The organism is Vibrio tapetis subsp. tapetis (assembly GCF_900233005.1).
In the GTDB taxonomy this organism is placed as follows: domain Bacteria; phylum Pseudomonadota; class Gammaproteobacteria; order Enterobacterales; family Vibrionaceae; genus Vibrio; species Vibrio tapetis.
This window is the reverse complement of record NZ_LT960611.1, coordinates 1473859-1497997: the sequence shown is the minus strand read 5'-3', so window position 1 is coordinate 1497997 and position 24139 is coordinate 1473859. Positions and strand designations below refer to the sequence as shown.

The window sequence follows — 24139 nt, the reverse complement described above, 5'->3', positions numbered from 1 at the left end:
GTGAGATCGGTTAGATCAGATTCGTTTTGATCAGCATAGAATACATAAAGGAGAGACAGTCAACAATAGCCAATGCACGGAGGTGTTTAATGCCTAAGCGTAAAGCCAGTTACGAAGAGATGCTAGAAGGTGTCGTCGATACACTAAAACACAGCCCTGAAGAGTTAGAGCGGGCAGTGGATACGTCGGCGGAAGTGGTGTCTGCGGCCAGTGATATGACCAAAGATGAGATGGCATTAATATCTGCCTATGTGAAGTCTGATTTAAAAGAGTTCGCAGATAACTATCAACAAGATAAGGATAACAGCCCGTTTTATTTGATGTTGTCAGACTCAATTTGGCAAGGTTTGCTCGATATCACAGACAAGACCCAAGTGGAATGGCAAGAGCTTTTCCTTGATTTAGAGCACCGAGGTTTGTATCAAGTCGGGGATGTGATTGGTTTGGGCTATTTGGTGTGTGACAAGTGTAACCACAAAACGCGATATACCCATCCAACCAGCATAGAAGCTTGCAGTAAGTGTGGTAATAATGCGTTTACTCGTCAGGCGTTGAAACCGTAAGAGTGTAAGAGCAGAGTGTAAAACTCGTTTTGCTCACTAGAGTGCAGAAAGGGCAAAAAGTCATCATATCGTGATGACTTGTCTTTGCCTTGGTTTTTATCGTTTCTAGTTTCTAGTTTCTAGTTCTCGAATTCGCTAGTTGTCCAAAGATTAAACTCAGCGCAACCAAAATATACAAAGGCCACGTACCTACATGTCTATAGGGGGTCATGCCTGTTGTGGATGTAACGGTGGTTTTAAGTACTTGGGTTTCAAACTGTGGTACTTCACTGATGATTTTTCCTTGATAATCCGTAATCGCGGTTACACCATTGTTGGTGGTGCGGATCACGGGCTTACCTAACTCCAATGCACGCATTCTTGCTATTTCCATGTGTTGAAGCGGCCCAATTGAACGGCCAAACCAAGCGTCATTGGAGAGCGTTAAGATAAAATCAGTTTGTTCGGTAATATTTTGCCTAACCTGTTCGTTAAAAATGATTTCATAACAAAGAGCCGGTGCCAGGTGGCGACCGTTAGCTTCAATATTGGTTTGCACAAAATCCCCACGACTAAAAGAGGACATTGGCAAGTTAAAGAACGGAGCCAGTGGTCTTAGTATTGACTCAAACGGTACGAACTCACCAAAAGGCAATAAGTGATGCTTGTTGTAGCGAGGTTGAGTGTCGTAGTTGTACTCACCATGCTCGTTACTGCCCAAAGAGATAATACTGTTGTAATACTGATCCCGTTTGGGTTGGGTGACAACGCCCGTGATCAGTGCCGTGTGATTCATCTTTGCCGCAGAATCGAGGTTGTGCAAAAACGAAGGAAGCTCTCGTTCAAATGCAGGAATGGCGGCTTCAGGCCAAATGATGATGTCTGCGTCCCAATTTTCTCGGCTGAGATCAGTGTAACGCATGAGTGTGGGCCAGCGTTGACTAGGCAGCCACTTTAAATCCTGAGCGATATTTCCTTGAATAAGCGCAACCAAAGTTTCACTTTGCGGATCTTCTTTTACCCATTGCACGGATTGAAGCCCGCCAGCTAATGCAAATAACGCAGCAGGCATGGCTAGATAGGATACTTTTCTTTCAAGTAGTGCAAGAGCGATAGCACCGCTAATAAGTAACAGTGCGTAAGAAATTAAATCGACGCCACCAACAGGTGCAAAACTCGAGAGTGGCCCATCAATTTGGCTGTAGCCTAAGGTCAACCATGGGAAGCCAGTCATTACCCAGCCACGCAACCATTCTGAGATCAACCATAAAGCCGGAGCTGCGACGAGCAAGCGAAGCCAGTTGGTTTTATTAAACCAACGATTTAGAGCGCCAGCAAAAATAGCGGGATAAATCGCGAGATAGCCAACAAGCCCGGTCATGAGCAATACGCTTACCGGCTTGGGCATGCCACCAAAGTTATCAATACTGACATGTACCCAGCTGATCCCGGTAGCGAATTGACCGAAGCCCCATGCGTAACCAATCGCTAAGGCTTGCTTAGTTTTCGCTTGGTTTAGTAGCAGTAATAATACTGTTGGGCTAAGAAGGGCGAATAGCCACATTTGATAAGGAGCAAAAGCAAGGGTAGTTGAGGCGCCAATAAAAACGGCCACTAAAGGCCGCCACAGGCGATGAATCCATTTCTGTATCATCTGTCTATTCTTTTCGTTAATTCAGCTCCTAGCACGGCTGTCGCGCTAGGAGTGAATACTTTACTCTTCTTCCGTTACTGGAAGAGGCTGGCTATCTGGAATCGTCACTTGAAGTTGTACGACTCGACGATTGTCTGCCGCGGTTACTTTGAAGTTATAGCCGTCTATTTCGACTATTTCACCACGCGATGGTAAGTGACCAAAGCTGGTCATGACCATGCCACCGACCGTATCTACTTCATTGTCGCTGAAGGTAGTACCAAAGGTGTCGTTGAATTCTTCAATTGTTGTCAGGGCTTTGACCGCAAACGTGTGTTTACTTAGTTTGCGAATATCGACTTCTTCTTCGTCATCAAATTCATCTTCAATTTCCCCTACAATTTCTTCGAGGATATCTTCGATGGTGACTAAGCCTGAAACGCCACCAAATTCATCAACTACGATGGCCATGTGATAGCGTTCTTCTCGGAACTCTTTTAGTAGGCGATCGACTCGCTTACTCTCAGGGACGACAACAGCTTGGCGGATAACTTGCTCGATATCAAAATCGGCGCTGTCTGATCCTAAGTATTTAAGTAGGTCCTTCGCTAATAGAATGCCTTCTACATGGTCTTTATCTTCGCTAATTACTGGGTAGCGAGAGTGTTGAGCGTCGGTGAGAAGTGCAACCAGTGCATCTAAATCATCGGTTCTTTCAACGGTAACCATTTGAGAGCGTGGCAGCATAATGTCACGTACACGCATCTCTGAGATTTCCATTACACCTTCGAGCATGTCGCGAGTGTCGTGGTCTATCAGGTCATTAATTTCTGAGTCACGGATGACATCTACAAGTTCTTGGCGATCTTTTGGATCACCTTGAAAAAGTTGACCTAGGCGTTCAAAGAAGGACTTTCTACTCGGACCTTCAGTTTTTCCTTCCGAGGGAGGAGGTTGATTATCGGCGTTCATTGGTTCTCTGTCGTTAACGCTATCAAATGTGTGATAGCACACTTTATAGTAGGCTAAAGGCTAAAGGCTAAAGGCTAAAGGCTAAAGGCTAAAGGCTAAAGGCTAAAGGCTAAAGGCTAAAGCAAGACTACTATTATTGTTTTTCTGCGATGTACGGGTCTTCGAAGCCCATAGATTGCATAATTTCTGTTTCGAGAGCTTCCATTTCGTCGGCTTCATCGTCATCAATATGATCATAACCTAACAGATGCAAGCTGCCATGTACAACCATATGCGCCCAATGTGATTGCAGGGTTTTATTCTGCTCTTTTGCTTCACTTTCGACAACTTGACGGCAAATGATAAGATCACCTAATAGGTCGATCTCCATACCCGGTGGTGCTTCAAATGGAAAAGACAACACATTGGTTGGTTTGTCTTTCCCACGGTACTCGTGATTCAGTTGGTGACTTTCTTTCTCGTCAACAATACGAATGGTGACTTCAGCTTGCGCTTGAAACAAGCTTACCGCTTTTGTTAACCATTGTTGAAAGTCTTGCTCACTTGGCAAGCCACTTTCAGTTTCGACAGCAAGTTGCAGATCAAGTTCGATAGTCATTTATTCGTTACCTGATGTAGTTGTGCTTGGTTGCGTGGTTTCAACTTGTTTTTGGGCGTATTCTTCACGACGTTGACGTTCGCGCTCTTTGCGTTCTTTAGAGTCTTTTGCTTCCCACTTCTCATACGCAGTAACAATGCGAGCGACCACGGGGTGGCGAACCACGTCGTCGGCTTGGAAGAAGTTAAAGCTGATTTCATCAACATCGCTGAGTACTTCAATCGCGTGTCTTAGACCCGATTTAGCCCCACGAGGTAAATCGATTTGGGTTACGTCACCGGTGATCACCGCACGCGAGTTAAAGCCGATACGCGTTAGGAACATTTTCATTTGTTCAACGGTGGTGTTTTGGCTTTCATCTAAAATGATAAAGGCATCGTTGAGTGTGCGACCACGCATGTACGCAAGCGGTGCAACTTCGATGACGTTACGCTCAATGAGTTTCTCTACGCGCTCAAAGCCAAGCATTTCGAATAATGCATCGTAAAGAGGGCGTAAATATGGGTCTACTTTTTGGCTTAAGTCACCCGGTAGAAAACCGAGTTTTTCGCCGGCTTCAACGGCTGGGCGAGTAAGCAATATGCGGCGAATCTCTTGGCGCTCTAGTGCGTCTACTGCTGCAGCAACAGCTAAGTAGGTTTTACCTGTACCAGCCGGGCCAATACCGAAGCTAATGTCATGCGTAACCATATTGACCAGGTATTGGCTTTGGTTAGGCGTACGAGGCTTGATAATGCCTTTTTTAGTACGAACGAAGACTTCTTTTCCGGGTTGGAAGTCGGCACTTGTTATTTGTTCAAGTGCCCCTGTTTCTTTAATCGCTAAATGAATGTCTTCGGGCTCGATGTCTGGGATGTTGCCACGAACAGGCGCAGTATTTACGTACAGTGTTTTTAATATTTCCAGAGCCGCCGCAGATGTGTGTGGTTGACCTACGATAGAGAAGGCGTTGCTGCGGTGGTTAATTTCAACACCTAGGCGACGTTCAATTTGTTTGATGTTGTCATCAAATGGGCCGCATAAGCTCGCAAGACGCTGGTTATCAGAAGGTTCTAAATCGATTTCTAAAGTAATGATTTTATTGCTCAATGTAGCCTCACTTATTGGCAAACCAGCACGGAATCGATGCGTTACGACGTCGAGGTAACATGAATGCATTCCGGTTGCTGTTGGTGTTCGGATTCAAAAGAGCCCGATTAAAAACCGGGCTCTTTAATATTAGTCTTTATTTAGACACTAAGGCGTGAAGGTTGCAACACCTAGCTCATCTTCTCTGCGTGTTTTTGCCATCATTTGAGTTGGTGACATCACAATACGTAGATCCATGTCTTTCTCGGTGCGGATAAGCTCGCCACGTAATGAGTTAGTAAACACGTCGACGATTTTCACGTCAACGAATTGGCCAATGAGGTCTGCAGAGCCCTCAAAGTTTACAACGCGGTTATTTTCGGTACGTGCACGCAATTCCATTAGGTTCTTTTTCGAAGGACCTTCAACCAATACGCGTTGTTCTGTGCCTAACATGATGCGAGAGAAGCGCATTGCTTGGCTGTTTACTTGTTGCTGAAGTTCGTACAAACGGTCTTTTTTAGTTTGCTCGCTCAAATCACAAGGGTAATCTGCAGCAGGCGTGCCCGGACGAGGAGAGAATACGAAGCTAAAGCTCATATCAAAATCCACTTCTTTAATCAGTTTCATTGTATCTTGGAAATCTTTGTCACTTTCACCTGGGAACGCAACAATGAAATCGGAACTGATCTGAATGTCTGGTCGTGCTTTACGAAGCTTACGAATGATAGATTTGTATTCGATCGCGGTGTGCGGGCGCTTCATCATAGTAAGAATGCGGTCAGAACCAGACTGTACTGGCAAGTGCAAGAAGCTTACAAGCTCTGGAGTATCTTCATAAACTTCAATGATGTCGTCAGTGAACTCTAATGGGTGGCTTGTGGTAAAGCGAATACGGTCAATACCATCGATAGAAGCGACCATACGCAACAACTCGGCAAAGCTACAAATCTCGCCATCGTGAGTTGGTCCACGGAATGCGTTTACGTTCTGGCCTAGCAGGTTAACTTCACGTACACCTTGTTCTGCGAGCTGAGCGACTTCAAATAAGACGTCATCCATCGGGCGGCTTACTTCTTCACCTCGAGTGTAAGGCACTACACAGTACGTACAGTATTTAGAACAACCTTCCATGATCGACACGAATGCGGTTGCCCCTTCTGCGCGAGGTTCAGGTAAATTGTCGAACTTTTCGATTTCAGGGAAAGAGATATCCATAACCGGCGCTTCGTTGTCGCTTGATGATTTGATCATCTGTGGCAAACGGTGCAGTGTCTGTGGGCCAAAGATCACGTCAACAAATGGTGCACGTTTACGGATATGGTCGCCTTCTTGAGTCGCAACACAGCCACCGACGCCAATCACAACGCCTGGTTTTTTATCTTTCAGTCTTTTCCAACGACCAAGCTGGTGGAATACTTTTTCTTGCGCTTTTTCGCGGATTGAACAGGTATTTAAGAGTAGTACGTCTGCTTCCTCAGGTACTTCAGTTAGCTCATAGCCATTTGCAGCATTTAGCAGGTCAGCCATTTTCGACGAATCGTATTCGTTCATCTGGCAGCCCCAAGTTTTTATTAGCAGTTTCTTACTCATTTTATGTTCGCTCGGTCGTTAGTTTAATTTAAGGGAGCAAATCGCCCAGTGTTTCTCCGCTCATAGCGGCAAGCGGCGTATTGTACTGGTTTAGAAACCGCCTGACTAGCAATCCGATCAATCTTCTTATTTCACATGGTTCGAATCATTGTTGAACCCGTCGCTTCATGTTTGTTAAAAGGTCTAGAGGGATTTTTATTCGCAAATAAAAGTGGAGTGAGTACAATAAAAAACAGTCGAGTAATCAAGGTTGTGGAAGTATGGATAATCAGCAGTTTGAGGTCGCCATTGTTGGTGGCGGTATGGTCGGTGCCGCATTGGCCGTTGGCTTTGCTAAACAAGGTAAGCAAGTCGCGTTAATTGAAGGCTTTGCTCCAAGCGCTTTCTCATCGGAACAACCGATGGATATCCGTGTTTCTGCTATCTCTCAAACATCGGTTGATTTACTTAGTCAATTAGACAGTTGGCCCCACACTAAAGGGATGCGAGTGTGTCCTTACCGTCGGTTAGAAACGTGGGAACATCCAGAATGCAGAACGCGTTTTAGTGCCGAATCTCTACAGTTAGATCAATTGGGTTTCATTGTTGAAAACCGCCTAATTCAGCTAGGCTTATGGCAAGAATTTTCTCACTATTCAAACCTCGTGACGTTTTGCCCAGACTCGATGACTTCAATGGACTTTGGCGATGAAGGTAATACGTTGCATTTAGACTCAGGACAGAGCATTGGAGCTCAATGGGTCTTGGGTGCAGATGGTGCGAACTCTAAGGTTCGCGAGTTGGCGGGAATTGGCGTTACCGCTTGGGACTATCGTCAACATTGTATGTTGGTGAATGTTAAAACAGAGTTGGCACAACAAGACATCACTTGGCAGCAATTTACACCAACAGGCCCTCGCTCGTTTTTACCCCTTTGTGGTCATCAAGGATCGCTCGTGTGGTATGACAATCCAACTCGCATTCGTCAGTTGGTCAATTTAGAGCCTGAAAAACTCCGGGATGAGATCCTTAAATGTTTTCCTCAAGAGTTGGGGGATATTGAAGTATTGCAGGCTGGTGCGTTTCCACTGACTCGTCGTCATGCACAAACTTATGTCGCACACCACTGCGTTTTGGTTGGCGATGCGGCGCATACCATTAACCCGCTAGCAGGGCAGGGGGTTAACCTTGGCTTTAAAGATGTTGCTGCACTATTGGCAGCAGTAGAAGAAAAAGGGCTAACGGCTCAGGCGATGAACCAATATCAACGTACACGTCGTTGCGACAATTTGATCATGCAATCGGGGATGGACGTTTTCTATAAAGGGTTCAGTAACGATTTAGCACCACTCAAATTCGCACGAAATGCTATTTTAAAGTTGGCTGATCAAACGGGTCCCGTAAAACAACAGGTTTTGAAATATGCGTTAGGGTTGTAACACAACCCTAGATAAGCCAAGGATGTTGAAAAGGAGAGCTAATGATAGCTCTCCTTTTTTTATGAATATGAACTAATTACAGCGCGACGCAAACAGGAGCGTCTATCTTGAGCTCGAAGCCTGTGGCTTTTAACTTGCCAGACTCTCGATCTCGAGCGTAACTGATGATGTTGTTTGAGTGCTGATTAGCCGCAATTAACCACTGCCCATCTGGTGTAATACTGAAGTCACGTGGAAAATGACCATGAGTGGGGATGTTATCGATATAGCTGAGTTCATTGGTTTGCTCATCAATAGAGAACCAGCTTATTTTTGATTGATGACGCCCAGAGACATAAATGAACCGTCCATCAGGAGATAATTTGATCGCAGCCGCCGCTTCGCCTTTTTCTTCTTCAGGTAGAATATCTATTTCTTGGATTATCTTCCAACTCACATCTTGTGCCGCGTTTAGTTCTTGTGCCAATACCAATACGGTTTCACTCAATTCACACACGACATAGCAATAATCTTCATTGTGACTAAAGACGAGATGTCTTGGGCCACTTCCTGCTGGTGCGTTGATTTTATGTATGCATGTTACTGATGTCTCATCGAATGGCTGAGATTCAGAGTACTGATACAAACAAATTTCATCAGAACCAAGGTCAACGGTCGCGAATTGGCGAGAATGTTTCAAAAATACGGCCTGATGTGCATGAGCTTGGGTTTGTCGGTCTTTATTTGGCCCAGAGCCTTGGTGCTGCAATGTCGCCACTGATGCTTCTATGTGTCCTGATTGGCTGAGTGTGAAAATATTAAAACTACCCGATGAATATTGAGAGGTGATCGCGAGCCGTTGATCGGGGCTAATGGTGATATGGCAAGGGTGATCACCGGGGATGATGGCATTAGGGCGCTGATTTCTAGGTACTGGAATCTCAGATTCTGAGTGAGGAACGAATCGTAATGATGGTGATTCAGATGCTTGGACTTCGCTACTTAGGTAGCAGCCATTGTTTGTAGTGCAAGTAAATGATGGGTTGGTTGCTTCGACATAAAGATTGAGAGCTTCCATTTCTCCTGTGACCACATTTAGTTGAAATTGGTATAGCCCTTGGCTTGAATTGTTGTCGGTATAGCAGCCAACGAAAACAGGTAGTGTATTCATGAGATCCACAGTCAAAAAATAAGTGACTGTTATTGTGTAATAAACGAATGAACTTGAAGAGAGGGAAGTTTGATTAAATTAGTGATATGGGCTGCAATTCTAAGAAGAAGCCGTGGTTTAGAAACCTATTGTTAAACTTCAGATAAAAGAAAACCCAGTATAAAAATACTGGGTTTCTTTCGTCTCTATATTTCAAGAGAAATAATGGTGCGGTCGGAGAGACTTGAACTCTCACACCTTGCGGCGCCAGAACCTAAATCTGGTGCGTCTACCAATTCCGCCACGACCGCAGCAAACTTTGTAGTTAACAGGCTGATTGGTGAGGCCTCGTTAACGTTGTGCTCTTAATTCTTAGTACTTAGCATCTCGCTTTTAGTACTTCTAAACAAAGAGTTTCAAATTGTGGCTGGGCTACCTGGATTCGAACCAGGGAATGCTGGCATCAAAAGCCAGTGCCTTACCGCTTGGCGATAGCCCAACAAAGATTTATTTAAAGTCTTAAAACTTACAGTAATCACACTGCTCTTGAACATGCTGATAAATCAACATCAAGAATGATGGTGCGGTCGGAGAGACTTGAACTCTCACACCTTGCGGCGCCAGAACCTAAATCTGGTGCGTCTACCAATTCCGCCACGACCGCAGCAAACTTTGTAGTTAACAGGCTGATTGGTGAGGCCTAGTTAACGTTGTGCTCTTCAATTTAGTACTTAGCATTTCGCTTTTAGTACTTCTAAACAAAGAGTTTAAATATGGTGGCTACTGCGGGATTCGAACCTGCGACCCCATCATTATGAGTGATGTGCTCTAACCAACTGAGCTAAGTAGCCAAATAATGTTTACACACTATTTTAAAATATGGTGCGGTCGGAGAGACTTGAACTCTCACACCTTGCGGCGCCAGAACCTAAATCTGGTGCGTCTACCAATTCCGCCACGACCGCGGTGCTTTTTTTATCTCTAATGAAAGAGAGTCTCTTAGCAAGAGTATAGTCTTGGTCGATGATTGGTAAATCAACCAGACGTTGTATGGTGGCTACTGCGGGATTCGAACCTGCGACCCCATCATTATGAGTGATGTGCTCTAACCAACTGAGCTAAGTAGCCATCTTTTTGGAGCGAAACAATATAATACAATCTCGCCGACAGTGCCATACTCTTTTTCAAGAATTTTCACTGTTAGTAATAATCGCTCAATTAAGCATCGATTATCACGAATGTTGGCTGGGCTACCTGGATTCGAACCAGGGAATGCTGGCATCAAAAGCCAGTGCCTTACCGCTTGGCGATAGCCCAACAATGAACATCTCCGCGATGTTCTAAAAAGAATGGTGCGGTCGGAGAGACTTGAACTCTCACACCTTGCGGCGCCAGAACCTAAATCTGGTGCGTCTACCAATTCCGCCACGACCGCATTCTTTTTCTTTCCTAAAAACTTTCGTTAAAAAGCGTTTAGGAAATGGTGGCTACTGCGGGATTCGAACCTGCGACCCCATCATTATGAGTGATGTGCTCTAACCAACTGAGCTAAGTAGCCATTTTCCAAATTGTTGCTCACTTCGATAAGTTGCCTTGTCGTTGTGAACGGAGCGCATTATGCGGATCTGACCGAAATGCGTCAACAGTTTTTTTGAATAAATTTCGATTTTAGAATCGTTCGAGTTTTTTTTAATCAAAGAGACGTATTTGTGATCAAAAATGGACGTCAAAATGCCATGCAGCCTTTAATTAAAATAGAAACAGGCAAATGCGGTTGGTTTCAAATAAAAGAAAAGCCAACACATTTGTTGGCTTTTTGAACAGTTAAAGCAATTGATTTTTATACGTTGAAACGGAAATGAACCACATCACCATCTTTTACGATGTAATCTTTGCCTTCTAGACGCCATTTACCGGCTTCTTTAGCACCGCTTTCACCACGGAACTGGATGAAGTCATCGTAACCAACAACTTCCGCTCGGATGAAGCCTTTCTCGAAATCTGTGTGGATCTTACCTGCAGATTGAGGAGCGGTTGCACCAATTGGGATCGTCCATGCACGTACTTCTTTAACACCTGCAGTAAAGTAGGTTTGAAGTGTTAGCAATTCGTAGCCAGAACGGATTACACGGTTTAGGCCTGGTTCTTCGATGCCCATGTCTGCTAGGAATTCTTCACGATCTTCGTCGTCAAGTTCTGAAAGCTCAGATTCAATTGCAGCACATACAGGTACAACAACGTTATTCTCTTTTGCTGCATAGTCGCGCACAAGATCAAGGTACGGGTTGTCTTCGAAGCCATCTTCGTTAACGTTAGCAATGTACATTGTTGGCTTAAGCGTTAAGAAGTTTAGGTAATCAACCGCGGCTAATTCTTCTTTTGATAGCTCAATAGTACGAGCCATTCCGCCTTCCGTTAGTACCGGAAGCAGCTTTTCAAGTACGGCTGTTTCGAACTTAGCGTCTTTGTCGCCGCCTTTTGCTTTCTTAGCTTGGCGGAAAATAGCACGTTCACACGAATCTAGATCAGCAAGTGCTAGTTCTAGGTTGATGGTTTCGATGTCTTCGATAGGAGAGATCTTACCTGCAACGTGGATGATGTTTTCGTTTTCAAAACAGCGTACTACATGACCGATAGCGTCAGTTTCACGGATGTTAGCTAGGAATTTGTTACCTAAACCTTCACCTTTTGATGCGCCAGCAACCAAACCTGCGATATCAACAAATTCCATTGTTGTCGGCAAGATGCGTTGCGGATTTACAATCTCTGCAAGTGCGTCAAGACGAAGATCAGGTACAGGAACAACACCTGTGTTTGGTTCGATAGTACAGAAAGGGAAGTTAGCCGCTTCGATACCAGCTTTTGTTAGTGCGTTAAACAGAGTTGATTTACCAACGTTTGGTAGGCCAACGATGCCACATTTAAAACCCATGATTTAGACCTTATTCTGCTTTGAACGTGTGTAAGCGATTTTGCGCTTTGGTTAAGCCATCTTTAAGTAATATATCGAGACAGCGTACAGACTCATCGACTGCCGCGTCTAGGCACTCCTGCTCTTTAGCTGGAGCTTTACCAAGGACGTAACCCGCGACTCTATCTTTGTGCCCGGGATGGCCTATGCCAATCCTCAAGCGGTAAAATTCTTTGTTGTTTCCCATTTTACTGATGATGTCACGCAGTCCATTGTGACCACCATGACCGCCACCTTTTTTAAATTTAGCCACACCTGGGGGCATGTCTAATTCATCATGTGCGACCATGATTTCTTCAGGTTTAATTTGGTAGAATTTCGCAATAGCGGCTACCGATTTACCTGATAAATTCATGAACGTTGATGGGATCAGTAAACGGAGATCTTGACCATTGACCATGATACGGCCCGTTTGCCCAAAATACTTCGCTTCATTTTTCAATGTAATATTATGAACACGGGCAAGTTCTTCTACCGCCCATGCACCTGCATTATGGCGAGTTCTAGCGTATTCAGGGCCTGGATTTGCTAGCCCAACGAGCAGTTTAATCTGTTGACTCAAGGTAAGGATCTCTCTGGAATCTCAAAAAGCGCGGTATGATAGCACACTTCTGTGCTATCGGGCGACAGCATCCTAATGACGGGGTTGTTTTGTCTTTTTCAGTAGCACGGTCGCAATCGCACTGATGGCTAAAGCGTAGCAATAATAGGAGTGTGTTGTGACTTCTAAAGGCGACAATTGAAGAATTGAGCCAATTAATAAGACTTGTGCGCCATAAGGTAAAACTCCCTGCATAATGCACGAAAATATATCCAATAGGCTGGCCGAGCGTTTGGCACTAATGCCGTGTTTTTGTGCCAGATCTTTGGCAATACTGCCTGAAACTAAAATCGAGACAGTATTATTAGCCGTACAGCAATTGACTAAGCTGACAAGTAAAGCGATACCAAATTCTCCGCTTTTTTGACTGCTATTTCTAAGCGCCTTGCTGAGTTTGTTGGTGATGTACGCCAAGCCGCCTTGCTGCTTCATTAACTCACTCAAACCACCAATTAACATGGAAAGAAGAAATATTTCCTGCATATTGCCAAAGCCAGTGTAGATATCTTGCCCGTATTGCGTGAGGTTGTAATCGCTCGTTGTATTCAAACCAATGACACCTGCCATCAAAGTTCCTATCGTTAAAACGGCAAACACGTTAATGCCTGCAATCGCAAGAATAAGGATGCTGATATAGGGCAATACGTTGATCCAATTAAAATCAGATACGATCGGAGCGGTGCTTGGCGTGCTAAGAAAGCCAAATAGGATCAATGAAACGATGGCAGCTGGTAGCGCGATAGTGATGTTTTCTTTGAACTTGTCCTTCATTTCGCAGCCTTGCGAGCGAGTTGCTGCAATTGTGGTGTCTGAAATGATCGATAAGTTATCACCAAACATCGCGCCGCTTAAAACGGCACCTGCCGCAATAGCAGGATCGATATTTGCTGCATCAGCGACCCCAAGGGCGACCGGTGCTAAAGCGGCAATGGTGCCCATTGATGTGCCCATCGCGGTCGCTATAAAAGCCGCTATCACAAACATGCCAGGCAATATTAAGCTCGGTGGCAACAATGATAACCCAAGGTTTACCGTTGCATCGACCCCGCCTGTTGCTTTGGCTACAGATGCAAAGGCGCCCGCCAATAAGTAGATCATGCACATAGCAATGATGTCACTGTGGCCAATGCCACGAATGAACTGCTCAATGGCTTTATTGATCGACTCTTTGCTCATCAAGATAGCGACAATCACAGCAGGCAATGCGGCAATCGGCGCAGGTAGTTGATAAAAAGCAAACTCCACACCTTGCAGTGTCAAATAGCTTCCCACACCAATGAATAAGGCAAGGAAGATAGCTAAAGGGACAAGAGCTTTGATGGATGGTGTCGACATGACAAATTACTCAATAGCGGAAATTGGCGCTAAGAGTACGGATTTTGTTTAGGAGTGTCAACGTCTAGATGGCTATACGGCTGGTAAGGCGTAAGGCAAGAGGCATAGGGCTGAAAAAGAAAAAGCGCATAGAGATGAGGAATTCGTGACAAGGGGAGATCGGTTGTTAAAAATCTCCGCCTTCCGCCTAAAACCAAAAAAAATACCCCGCCGAGGCAGGGTATTCGATATTTCGATTTACTGACGCAGTAATCTGCGCGCAGAAAATGTCTCTTAGCTGAACATTGCTGAGATAGATTCTTCGTTGCTGATGCGACGAATAGCTTCTGCAAGCATGCTAGATAGAGTTAGTTGAGTAACTTTACCTGTTGCAGCCATTTCATCAGAAAGCTGAATTGAGTCAGTGATGATCACTTGGTCAAGTACAGAGTTCTTGATGTTTTCTGCTGCAGTACCAGAGAAAACCGCGTGAGTTGCGTAAGCGAATACACGCTTAGCGCCACGCTCTTTCAGAGCTTCTGCTGCTTTACACAGTGTGCCACCCGTATCAATCATGTCATCAACGATCACACAGTCGCGACCTTCAACATCACCGATTAGGTTCATTACTTCAGAAACGTTAGCACGTGGGCGACGCTTATCAACGATAGCGATATCTGTGTCGTCTAGTGCTTTTGCAGTAGCGCGAGCACGAACAACACCGCCTAGGTCAGGAGATACCACAACAGGATCTTCTAGGCCACGAGCACGCATATCTTCAAGCAGTACCGGAGTACCGAAGATGTTGTCTACTGGTACATCGAAGAAGCCTTGGATTTGCTCTGCGTGTAGATCAATCGTTAATACGCGGTCAACGCCAACGTTAGAAAGGAAGTCAGCGACAACTTTCGCAGTAATTGGCACACGAGCAGAACGTACACGACGATCTTGACGAGCGTAACCAAAGTAAGGAATAACAGCAGTAATACGGCCCGCTGAAGCACGGCGCATTGCGTCAATCATTACCACCAATTCCATTAGGTTGTCATTGGTTGGTGCACAAGTTGATTGGATGATGAATACATCACTACCACGAACGTTTTCGTTGATTTGAACAGCGACTTCGCCATCAGAAAAACGAGAAACAGTAGCGTCTCCTAGAGAGATGTATAGACGATCTGCAATGCGTTGGGCTAGTTCAGGTGTTGCGTTACCAGCAAATAGCTTCATATCAGGCACGGTGGAAACCTCGGGTTTGCGTCCAGTTTTATTTAGATAGTGAGTAGACTGATTCAAGCTCAGTCAATCTTTGGTTTAAAGGCGAAAGATTTACGCCTTCAGCAACAAACGCATGGGTATCGTTTGGCAACTGAGAGAGTACCGATTCTGCTGCTTGTTTACTGTGAAATTCAGCAAAAACGCAGGAACCCGTACCCGTCAATCTTGACGGCGCGTATTGTAGCAGCCATGAAAGTTGCTTATCAACCTCCGAATAGAGGATTCTAACTATTTTTTCGCAATCGTTTTCGTAAGGGGAGTCTAAAAGCGTTGCCAGCTCTCGTTTTACTGTGTTTCTGGTCAATTCAGGATGAGAAAAAATTTCTGCGGTAGATATTCCGACATTGGGTCTAATCACCAAATACCAGTTCTGTTTTGGTGACACCGGGACCAACTTTTCACCGACACCTTCCGCGAATGCGGCGAAGCCTTTTACAAAAACAGGGACGTCTGCCCCCAAGGCTAAACCGATTTCTGCTAACTCATCGTCGCTTAATTTGGTTTGCCATAAAAAGTTAAGTGCGACTAAAGCTGTGGCTGCGTTTGAAGAACCGCCGCCAATGCCACCACCCATGGGAAGTATTTTTTTGAGCTCAATGTGGGCTCCAAAGCCGACGTCACTTTTTTGTTGCAATGCCGTTGCCGCTTTCCAAATGAGATTGTCTTCGAGCTCTACACCTTCAATGGCTGGTGAAATGGTAATGCTGCCGCTGGTATTGGCTTGAATCGTTAGCTCGTCGCCGTAATCAATGAATTGGAATAGGGTTTGTAGGTCGTGATAACCATTGGGTCTTTGGCCGGTAATGTATAAAAATAAATTCAGCTTGGCAGGGGAGGGCCAAGAGGTTGCGTCTGTGATCATTGGTTTATCAGCCATTTTGAAATTGACAGTTTAATTCTGGTGTCGTCGTGGGTCATGTTAATACTGCTGGGCAACACGTAATTTACGTTGTTTTCTGAGATTTGATCTCGATAACGATCAAACTGAATAGCCCAGTCTTGACCTGTTACATTTTTTTCAAGCGTTGCTAACGTATTAAGGTTACTCACGGTGTAGTGATCGGCATTGGTGGGCATACCTTTAACCCAATCGGAAAGTTCTTTGACCGGAATGCTTAAGCCGGTGAGCTTTTTTACTAACATATTAGCGTTTGGGTGGGTAAAAGTGCGGCCATCATAAGTGACGACTTTAGCGCCCATGTTGGTAAAGGTTAAATCCAACGCTGTTTGCCCCAAGAAGGTTGTTAGCGTTAATTGGGTATTCGCTGGAGTGCGTTTCCAGTAAAAATTAAGGCTTTGGCGGTCGTCAGCACCGATATAAGCCATTTTTCCAGATAAGGTATAGTACGAAAGGTCAGTGAGTTGCTGTTGATGACTTTGCCATTCTACGCTGTGCAACGGCGCTTGAGGTACTGAGCTACAACCGATTAAAAAAGAACCACACACAAATAAAGTTAACCATTGTGTCTTTTTTCGCCAATTAAATGCGTTGGAAAGAATATGAAACACCCGAATTCAAACCTCAAAATACCAATAATGTGGCTTACTATAGCATTGAAATCACGAACTCAGAAAATCCCCTCTTTAAATAGGCTCTCCCATAAAGTAAAATTCCCGGTCTTACACCACTCTGGACAGAGAACGCTCATTACATGTCTTTGCTTGCTATAGGTATCAATCACAATACCGCTTCGGTTGATTTGCGCGAAAAAGTCGCCTTTTCACCAGATAAGCTTACAAAAGCTCTAAAAGAATTCGCAGCAAATAACCATGTAAAAGGTGGGGTTATACTTTCAACTTGTAATCGAACTGAGCTGTATTGCAATGTAAAGCAAGAAGGTAAAGGGCGGTTAATTGACTGGTTGACACAGTTTCACAATGTGAAACCAGAAGATCTCATGTCTAGCCTTTACATCCATGAAGAGCAAGCGGCCATAAAGCATTTGATGCGTGTATCGTGTGGTTTGGATTCGCTGGTGTTAGGTGAGCCACAAATTTTAGGGCAAGTGAAACAATCTTTTTCAGATGCAAGAGAACATAAAGCGGTGGATGCCGCGATGGAAAAGCTGTTTCAAAAAGCTTTCTCTGTAGCAAAGCGGGTCAGAACCGAAACTGAAATTGGTGGTAACGCCGTTTCTGTTGCTTACGCTGCGTGTACGCTCGCCAAACAAATATTCGAATCTATTGAAGATACCACCATTCTTTTGGTAGGTGCGGGCGAGACCATAGAGCTGGTTGCTAAGCACTTAGATGGTCATGGTTGTAAAGAAATGATTGTTGCCAATCGAACCAAAGAAAGAGCGTTAGGGCTGGCAGAACAATTTGGCGCGACCGTCATCAGCTTACCTGAAATACCCGATCACCTTCATCGCGCAGATATTGTCATCAGTTCTACCGCAAGCCCACTGCCTATCATTGGTAAAGGAATGGTAGAAACAGCGTTGAAGGCCAGAAAGCATCAACCTATTTTACTGGTTGATATCGCGGTACCAAGGGATGTGGAATCACAAGTGAGCGAATTAAACGACGCCTATCTGTATACCGTAGATGATTTGCAATCCATCGTTGACCGTAATATAGAGCAGCGAAAAGTAGAAGCGATTCAAGCGGAAGCCATCGTTTCTGAAGAGAGTGCAGCCTTCATGAGTTGGCTCCGTTCACTACAAGCAGTAGACAGCATTCGAGACTATCGGTACTCTGCCAACCAAATTCGTGAAGATCTGTTGACGAAAAGTCTACAATCTCTAGAGGCAGGTGCTGATCCAAGCAAAATTCTGGTAGAGCTTAGTAATAAGCTGACCAACAAATTGATCCATGCTCCGACTCGTGCGCTGCAAAGTGCCGCAGAGCAAGGTGAACCTGCAAAATTAACCGTCATCAGACAGAGTCTCGGCCTCGAAGACTCGTAACTAAATAAAGAAAATTATGAATCCTTCTATTTTGACCAAACTTCAAACGCTGGTTGAGCGTTATGAAGAAGTGCAGCATTTACTTGGTGATCCAGGCGTTATCGGCGATCAAAACAAGTTTCGCGCGCTTTCTAAAGAATATTCTCAACTGGAAGAGCTAACTCAGTGCTTTCAAGCTTACGAACAAGCTCAAGAAGACTTGGTTGCGGCTGAGGAAATGGCCAAAGAAGACGACGCAGAAATGCGTGAAATGGCGCAAGAAGAAATTAAAGAATCAAAAGCTAACATTGAAAAGTTGACTGCTGATCTGCAAATTCTCTTGCTTCCAAAAGATCCTAACGATGATCGCAACTGCTTCTTAGAAATCCGTGCGGGTGCTGGTGGTGATGAAGCGGGCATTTTCGCTGGTAACCTTTTCCGCTTGTACAGTAAGTACGCAGAGAAAAAAGGTTGGCGTGTTGAAGTCATGAGCTCGAATGTTTCAGAGCAAGGTGGCTTTAAAGAAATGATCGCAAAAGTCAGCGGTGATGGCGCTTACGGTATTTTGAAATTTGAGTCAGGCGGCCACCGTGTTCAGCGAGTGCCAGAAACTGAATCTCAAGGTCGTGTACACACTTCAGCATGTACTGTTGCTGTGATGGCTGAAATCCCAGAAGCAGAGATTCCAGAAATCAAAGCGGGCGATTTAAAAATTGATACTTTCCGTGCGTCAGGCGCGGGTGGTCAGCACGTTAACACCACCGATTCTGCAATTCGTATTACTCACTTACCAACCGGTACCGTTGTTGAGTGTCAAGATGAGCGTTCACAACATAAGAACAAAGCGAAAGCGATGGCAGTACTTGCCGCTCGAATTACACAAGCGGAAGAAGCAAGACGTGCGGCTGAAGTGTCTGATACTCGTCGTAACCTATTAGGTTCAGGTGACCGTAGTGACCGTATTCGTACTTACAACTACCCACAAGGCCGTGTATCCGATCATCGCATCAACTTGACGCTTTACCGTCTAAACGAAGTGATGGAAGGGGATCTACAATGTTTGGTTGACCCAGTAATGACTGAGCACCAAGCGGATCAACTGGCTGCACTTTCAGAGCATAACTAATTATATGTTCGAACATTCACCGTCAGAAACAGACTCTGTGCCTCTTCTTTCGATAGAGGCGCAACTGAAAAGCGCGAGTATTGAATTACTGGCGAGTGGCAGTGACTCACCTTCACTTGATGCCGCGGTTCTTCTTTGCCACGTATTGGATAAACCAAGAAGTTACTTACTTACTTGGCCAGAGCGTGAACTGACAAAAGAGCAGTTAGCTGACTTTGAAACTGTCATGGCAAGACGTAAACAAGGTGAACCTGTCGCTTATATCTTAGGTGAGCGAGAATTTTGGTCTTTGCCATTAAAGGTAGAGCCTTCTACCTTGATACCAAGGCCCGATACAGAGCGTTTGGTTGAGTTGGCGTTAGACAAAATACCAACGAAGCCTTGTCGTATATTGGATCTTGGTACGGGTACTGGCGCCATTGCTTTGGCGCTGGCATCAGAGTTACCGAATCATTCATTGACAGGTATTGATATTCGACCTGAAGCTCAGGCCTTAGCCTGTGAGAATGCTAAGAGATTAGCACTAACAAATAGCCGTTTTTTACAGGGAAGTTGGTTTACACCCTTAGAAGACGGAACAAAGTTTGCATGTATTGTCAGTAATCCACCTTATATAGAAAAAGACGATCCTCATTTAGTGCAAGGTGATGTCCGCTTCGAACCCTTATCAGCTTTGGTTGCTGAGGAAAAAGGTATGGCTGACCTTACGTATATCGCAAACCATGGCCGTCAGTTTCTTGTCGAAGCTGGTTGGTTACTAATGGAACATGGTTTTGAGCAAGGACAAGCTGTACGTGAAATGATGCAGAGTTTCGGATACACAGATGTCGAAACAGCTCAAGATTATGCTGGAAACGACCGAGTCACACTGGGGCGTTATACTAACTAGGTCAATAGACCCTAATAACTAGAAGCAGAACATCCATGTACGCAGCTCTAAAACATTTTCATATGCTGACGATTGCTCTCAGCGTTATACTTTTTGTTATTCGTTATGCTTTGATGGTCGCTAAATCACCAAAGCTCGAATCTGAATTCCTTAAACGAGTCCCGCATATTAACGATGCCGTTTTATTACTTTCCGGTATCGCACTCATTATGTTGACAGGATTCATCCCATTCACACCTTCAGCGGTTTGGTTAACTGAAAAGCTTACTTGCGTTATGGCTTATATCGCACTGGGTTTCTTTGCTTTGCATTATGGTAAAAACCAGCTGCTGAGAGGTTTTGCATTCTTTGGTGCACTTGGTTGGCTTGCAATGGCAGGCAAAATAGCAATGACCAAAGTGCCTACTTTCTTAGGGTAAATTATGTTGAATTTGTTTGACGAAGACTTCGACAACATGGAACTTGTGGAAGGCGCATTGGCTTTAAACTCTGCGATCAATCCTGAAACACAAAACCAATGGGCGAAAGCTGAGTTACAACGTTTGTTAGAAGATGCGGAGCAAACGCTTAGCATTGAGTCGAATGAGCAACAGAAATTCGAGTCTTTTTTACGACTGTTCTACCATGAATGGAAGTTCACAGGGGACAACGAAGCTTACTTTTCATCTGAAAATGCTTTCATTGATAAAGTGTTAGAACGCCGTAAAGGCATTCCAGTAAGCTTGGGCGCATTATTGTTATATTTTGGACGTAAGTTAGGGTTCCCGATCGAAGGGGTGACTTTTCCTACGCAGTTTTTGGTTAAAGTGACGTGGTTTAACGAACGCCCACAATACATCAACCCATTTACTGGCGAGTATGTAGGTGAGCAAATGTTGCTGGCGTGGCTGATCGGTCATGATGGCCCATTGGCAAAACTGCAACCTGAGCACTTAGCTACTGCAGATAATCCAACGGTGATTGGACGCTGGCTCGCATTGGCTAAAGGGGCGCTGTTAAGAGAAGAACGCTATACTTTGGCTCTTGCTTGTACTGACTTGGCACTGACCTTTGTTCCAGACGACCCGTATGAAATTCGCGACCGTGGGTTTATTTATCAACAGCTAGATTGCCATCAAATAGCAGCAACGGATTACCAGTTCTTTATTGACCAGTGTCCCGATGATCCCGCGGCAGAGTTGTTGAAAGCTCAAGTTAACAATATGAACAAAACTTCAATTACAATCCATTAATTGGGTTGAGATAAGAATAGAGAGAAGATGATGGAACAGAAAACGGTTCAAATAGGCAATATTCCTGTTGCTAACGATAAGCCATTTACTTTATTTGCTGGAATGAACGTTCTTGAGTCTCGCGATCTTGCTATGCAGATCTGTGAGCATTACGTAAAGGTTACGGAAAAGCTGGGTATTCCTTACGTGTTTAAAGCCTCTTTTGATAAAGCGAACCGTTCATCCATCAATTCTTACCGCGGTCCTGGTATGGAAGCGGGTCTGAAGATCTTCCAAGAACTGAAAGACACGTTTGGTGTGAAAATCATCACTGATATTCATAACGAAGAACAAGCGAAAACCGTTGCTGAAGTCGTTGATGTAATTCAGCTTCCGGCTTTCCTTGCTCGCCAAACTGATTTGGTTGAAGCAATGGCGAAGACGGGTGCTGTAATCAACGTGAAAAAACCTCAGTTCATGAGCCCGAACCAAGTCGGTAACATCGTTGATAAATTCGCAGAGTGTGGCAACGAGAACATCATTCTTTGTGAGCGTGGTGCTTGCATGGGTTATGACAATCTCGTTGTGGATATGCTTGGTTTTGGAGTTATGAAGAAGGTATCTAACGGAAGCCCAATCATTTTTGATGTGACTCACTCACTGCAAATGCGTGACCCATCGGGCGCGGCATCTGGCGGCCGCCGTGAACAAACGGTAGAGCTTGCAAAAGCTGGGCTAGCGACGGGTATCGCCGGTTTATTTATCGAAGCGCACCCGAACCCAGAAAAAGCACTTTGTGATGGCCCATCGGCGTTACCACTAGACAAACTTGAGCCTTTCTTGGCTCAGATGAAATCACTGGATGACCTCATCAAAGGCTTTGAGCATATCGATATTAAGTAATCCGAAGTCGATAAAAAAGCCGCTATACACTTTTACTCAAAAGAGAGAGTGTATCGCGGCTTTTTTTCGTTCTAAGTTTAGTTTGTTGCTATAACTTGAAGCGAGACACTTCTTGGAACAATTCGTTCGAAATACTGTTCAGTTCAGATGCTTGAGAGCTGGCTACTTGAGCTTGGCTTGCTAAATCGTCAGAGACATCTTTTACTTCGTTAGTGTTACGAGTAATTTCTGCTGTCACCAAAGATTGTTCCTCGGCTGCTGCGGCTATTTGGCTCGCCATGTCATTGATTAAGTTTGCTGACTGCGTAATACGTTGCAAGCTTTCAGATGCGACACGTCCATCATTTACCGCTTTCTCTGCATTGTCTTGACTCGTCTGCATAGAACCTACTGCGCGATTGGTGGTGGTTTGAAGAGTGACAATGTTCTTATTGATCTCTTCCGTTGCGTCATGAGTACGTTGGCTAAGAACTCGAACTTCATCAGCAACAACGGCAAAACCACGACCACGACCTTGTTCACCTGCACGAGCAGCCTCGATTGCTGCATTCAATGCGAGTAGGTTTGTTTGCTCTGCAATATCTTGAATGGTCGACAAGATACCGCTGATTTCTTTGGTGCGCTGCTCTAACTCTTGGATTACATTGGTTGCATCACTAATATCAGTTGCCAACGCGAGAATAGAATTTTGACTATTCAATACTTCGCGTTCACCTTCATTAGAAATGGTGACCGTCTGCGCGCCTTCACGGGCAGTATTTTCAGCATTGTTGGCAATTTCTTGAGTGGCACTAGACATTTCGGTTACTGCCGTTGCCACCATATTGATTTCTTGCATCTGGTGATCGATACGAGCTGCGCTGTCATTCGCATGGGCGGCTGTGATATCGGCTTGCTTGGAAAGATGCGTTGAGTGGTGATGAATGTTTGATACCAAGGTATGCATTTTCTCAACGAATTGGTTAAAGCTCTGTGCCAGCTTGCCAACTTCATCTTGGCTGCGAACCTCAATGCGCTGAGTTAGGTCACCATCACCTTCAGAAATGGCTTCCAATGCTCGTGTAACTTGAGTTAGTCCGCCAAGAAGGAAAGTGATTAGCCACCAAATAAAGACAATCATAAGCGCCGCTACAACGACAGCCACGATAATTAATTCTTTTAATAAACTGGCATGGTTTGCTTCTTCTGTTTCGCGATCCATCTCAATGGCGAAAATCCAATCGGAATTTGGCACTTCAATGAAGTAAACCAGTTTTTCTTTGCCATTACGCATAACGCTTTCAATGCGATTGTCTTGAATTGCCGCATTCATATTACCGATGTTGATATTTGGGGCAAAATCAGTCAGTCGTTTCATCAGCATGTTGCTTTGAGGGTGAGCTAATATAACGCCCTCTTTATTTAGCATCATGGCAAACGCATTGGTTCCGACTTCGTATTCATTAATGGCTTTTTGTAGCGATTTTAGCTTTAAGTCGGCACCCATAATGCCAATGATGCTGCCATTAGAAATGACAGGAGTCGAAATGGTGATGAGCGTTTCACCGTCTTGCGCTCCAGCATAGGGTTTAGAAACATAAGTTGAGCGGGTTTGTTTTGCTATTTGAAACCAGTCACGAGAATTAGCATCAAATCCTGGGTGAGGTTCAGATTGACCCGTAGGGTAGAGATCACCATTTAACTCAGCGTAAAACATTTCATCAAAGTTACCCGCTTTTTTTGCCAGCGGCATGATATCGATCGCTTGTTGTAAGGTATCAACCTGTGACATGCCTTCGACAACGCTTTTGTGGCTACTTAACCAATAAGATAAAGAGTCACTAGCTGCATTTGAAGTACTGATGGCACGGCTGTAAACCCCATAGCGGGTTTGATCAAACAAGGTGTTGGATGCTTGCCAGGTTAAAATGGTTGCCAAAATTGAAATACAGGTTAAAACCGATAAGGTTATTTTGACTTTCAGTGAGGTATTCTTTATAAAATTAGTCATATTTTACGCACATTA

21 protein-coding genes and 9 tRNA genes are annotated in these 24139 nt (G+C 44.6%); 8 read left to right on the top strand and 22 right to left on the bottom strand.

The window, feature by feature from the left end; genetic code table 11:
• The first annotated feature begins 89 nt into the window (after positions 1–89).
• A complete protein-coding gene (locus VTAP4600_RS06685; protein WP_102522076.1) occupies positions 90–563 on the top strand; it encodes a zinc ribbon-containing protein in 474 nt (157 codons plus the stop codon).
• 112 nt (positions 564–675) lie between these two features.
• Here the strand turns inward: VTAP4600_RS06685 and lnt are convergent, their stop codons facing one another.
• From lnt to miaB, 5 genes are all read right to left on the bottom strand, one after another.
• Positions 676–2196 carry an apolipoprotein N-acyltransferase gene (gene lnt / locus VTAP4600_RS06680; protein WP_102522075.1) on the bottom strand — a complete coding sequence of 507 codons (1521 nt, stop codon included), beginning with the start codon at positions 2194–2196 and terminating at the stop codon, positions 676–678.
• A gap of 60 nt (positions 2197–2256) precedes the next feature.
• Positions 2257–3147: a CNNM family magnesium/cobalt transport protein CorC gene (corC, locus tag VTAP4600_RS06675; protein ID WP_102522074.1), complete on the bottom strand. Its 891-nt coding sequence runs from the start codon at positions 3145–3147 to the stop codon at positions 2257–2259.
• Between the two features lie 133 nt (positions 3148–3280).
• Entirely contained in the window at positions 3281–3745 is a 465-nt protein-coding gene (gene ybeY, locus VTAP4600_RS06670; protein ID WP_102522073.1) for an rRNA maturation RNase YbeY, read from the bottom strand.
• Positions 3746–4834 carry a PhoH family protein gene (locus tag VTAP4600_RS06665; RefSeq protein ID WP_102522072.1) on the bottom strand — a complete coding sequence of 363 codons (1089 nt, stop codon included), beginning with the start codon at positions 4832–4834 and terminating at the stop codon, positions 3746–3748.
• Between the two features lie 147 nt (positions 4835–4981).
• Positions 4982–6406 carry a tRNA (N6-isopentenyl adenosine(37)-C2)-methylthiotransferase MiaB gene (miaB, locus tag VTAP4600_RS06660; RefSeq protein ID WP_102522071.1) on the bottom strand — a complete coding sequence of 475 codons (1425 nt, stop codon included), beginning with the start codon at positions 6404–6406 and terminating at the stop codon, positions 4982–4984.
• 260 nt (positions 6407–6666) lie between these two features.
• Here miaB and VTAP4600_RS06655 point away from each other — a divergent pair, with 260 nt between their 5' ends.
• Positions 6667–7824 (top strand): 2-octaprenyl-3-methyl-6-methoxy-1,4-benzoquinol hydroxylase, encoded by a 1158-nt coding sequence (locus VTAP4600_RS06655; protein WP_102522070.1) that lies wholly within the window; start codon positions 6667–6669, stop codon positions 7822–7824.
• Positions 7825–7900: 76 nt separating this feature from the next.
• On the opposite strand, the gene VTAP4600_RS06650 is transcribed toward VTAP4600_RS06655, so the two are convergent.
• The 16 genes from VTAP4600_RS06650 to lolB all read right to left on the bottom strand — a co-directional run bounded on the left by VTAP4600_RS06650 (position 7901) and on the right by lolB (position 16626).
• Complete coding sequence (locus VTAP4600_RS06650) at positions 7901–8974, bottom strand: lactonase family protein (protein WP_102522069.1); 1074 nt, start codon at positions 8972–8974, stop codon at positions 7901–7903.
• A 205-nt stretch (positions 8975–9179) separates the two neighbouring features.
• Positions 9180–9264 (bottom strand) — tRNA-Leu (locus tag VTAP4600_RS06645).
• A 113-nt stretch (positions 9265–9377) separates the two neighbouring features.
• Positions 9378–9452, bottom strand: a tRNA-Gln gene (locus VTAP4600_RS06640).
• An 80-nt stretch (positions 9453–9532) separates the two neighbouring features.
• Positions 9533–9617, bottom strand: a tRNA-Leu gene (locus VTAP4600_RS06635).
• A gap of 110 nt (positions 9618–9727) precedes the next feature.
• Positions 9728–9804: transfer RNA gene (locus tag VTAP4600_RS06630), tRNA-Met, on the bottom strand.
• A gap of 29 nt (positions 9805–9833) precedes the next feature.
• Positions 9834–9918, bottom strand: a tRNA-Leu gene (locus tag VTAP4600_RS06625).
• Between the two features lie 86 nt (positions 9919–10004).
• Positions 10005–10081, bottom strand: a tRNA-Met gene (locus tag VTAP4600_RS06620).
• Between the two features lie 114 nt (positions 10082–10195).
• Positions 10196–10270: transfer RNA gene (locus VTAP4600_RS06615), tRNA-Gln, on the bottom strand.
• Between the two features lie 33 nt (positions 10271–10303).
• A tRNA-Leu gene (locus tag VTAP4600_RS06610) sits at positions 10304–10388 on the bottom strand.
• 46 nt (positions 10389–10434) lie between these two features.
• Positions 10435–10511 (bottom strand) — tRNA-Met (locus VTAP4600_RS06605).
• Positions 10512–10793: 282 nt separating this feature from the next.
• Positions 10794–11885, bottom strand: coding sequence for a redox-regulated ATPase YchF (gene ychF, locus VTAP4600_RS06595; protein WP_102522067.1), 1092 nt, complete (start codon positions 11883–11885; stop codon positions 10794–10796).
• Positions 11886–11895: 10 nt separating this feature from the next.
• On the bottom strand, positions 11896–12486 hold the full coding sequence (gene pth / locus VTAP4600_RS06590) for an aminoacyl-tRNA hydrolase (RefSeq protein WP_102522066.1): 591 nt from the start codon (positions 12484–12486) through the stop codon (positions 11896–11898).
• A gap of 72 nt (positions 12487–12558) precedes the next feature.
• Positions 12559–13860 (bottom strand): Na+/H+ antiporter NhaC family protein, encoded by a 1302-nt coding sequence (locus tag VTAP4600_RS06585; protein WP_102522065.1) that lies wholly within the window; start codon positions 13858–13860, stop codon positions 12559–12561.
• Between the two features lie 273 nt (positions 13861–14133).
• On the bottom strand, positions 14134–15078 hold the full coding sequence (locus tag VTAP4600_RS06580; RefSeq protein ID WP_102522064.1) for a ribose-phosphate pyrophosphokinase: 945 nt from the start codon (positions 15076–15078) through the stop codon (positions 14134–14136).
• A 28-nt stretch (positions 15079–15106) separates the two neighbouring features.
• Positions 15107–15979 carry a 4-(cytidine 5'-diphospho)-2-C-methyl-D-erythritol kinase gene (gene ispE, locus VTAP4600_RS06575; protein WP_102522063.1) on the bottom strand — a complete coding sequence of 291 codons (873 nt, stop codon included), beginning with the start codon at positions 15977–15979 and terminating at the stop codon, positions 15107–15109.
• Positions 15976–16626, bottom strand: a complete 651-nt coding sequence (gene lolB / locus VTAP4600_RS06570) for a lipoprotein insertase outer membrane protein LolB (RefSeq protein ID WP_172443085.1) — start codon at positions 16624–16626, stop codon at positions 15976–15978. Before lolB ends, ispE begins: the two co-directional genes overlap by 4 nt.
• 143 nt (positions 16627–16769) lie before the next feature.
• Here lolB and hemA point away from each other — a divergent pair, with 143 nt between their 5' ends.
• From hemA to kdsA, 6 genes are read left to right on the top strand one after another with little or no spacing between them, the layout of a single operon-like run.
• Positions 16770–18026 (top strand): glutamyl-tRNA reductase, encoded by a 1257-nt coding sequence (gene hemA, locus VTAP4600_RS06565; protein WP_102522061.1) that lies wholly within the window; start codon positions 16770–16772, stop codon positions 18024–18026.
• Positions 18027–18042: 16 nt separating this feature from the next.
• The gene (gene prfA, locus VTAP4600_RS06560; protein WP_102522060.1) at positions 18043–19131 is read left to right on the top strand and encodes a peptide chain release factor 1; all 1089 of its coding nucleotides are present in this window, start codon (positions 18043–18045) and stop codon (positions 19129–19131) included.
• Between the two features lie 4 nt (positions 19132–19135).
• Complete coding sequence (gene prmC, locus VTAP4600_RS06555; RefSeq protein ID WP_102522059.1) at positions 19136–20020, top strand: peptide chain release factor N(5)-glutamine methyltransferase; 885 nt, start codon at positions 19136–19138, stop codon at positions 20018–20020.
• A gap of 35 nt (positions 20021–20055) precedes the next feature.
• The gene (locus tag VTAP4600_RS06550; protein WP_102522058.1) at positions 20056–20439 is read left to right on the top strand and encodes a SirB2 family protein; all 384 of its coding nucleotides are present in this window, start codon (positions 20056–20058) and stop codon (positions 20437–20439) included.
• Between the two features lie 3 nt (positions 20440–20442).
• Positions 20443–21252 carry a SirB1 family protein gene (locus VTAP4600_RS06545; protein ID WP_102522057.1) on the top strand — a complete coding sequence of 270 codons (810 nt, stop codon included), beginning with the start codon at positions 20443–20445 and terminating at the stop codon, positions 21250–21252.
• Positions 21253–21279: 27 nt separating this feature from the next.
• On the top strand, positions 21280–22134 hold the full coding sequence (gene kdsA / locus VTAP4600_RS06540) for a 3-deoxy-8-phosphooctulonate synthase (protein ID WP_102522056.1): 855 nt from the start codon (positions 21280–21282) through the stop codon (positions 22132–22134).
• 88 nt (positions 22135–22222) lie between these two features.
• Here the strand turns inward: kdsA and VTAP4600_RS06535 are convergent, their stop codons facing one another.
• Positions 22223–24124, bottom strand: a complete 1902-nt coding sequence (locus tag VTAP4600_RS06535; protein WP_102522055.1) for a methyl-accepting chemotaxis protein — start codon at positions 24122–24124, stop codon at positions 22223–22225.
• Positions 24125–24139 lie beyond the last annotated feature (15 nt).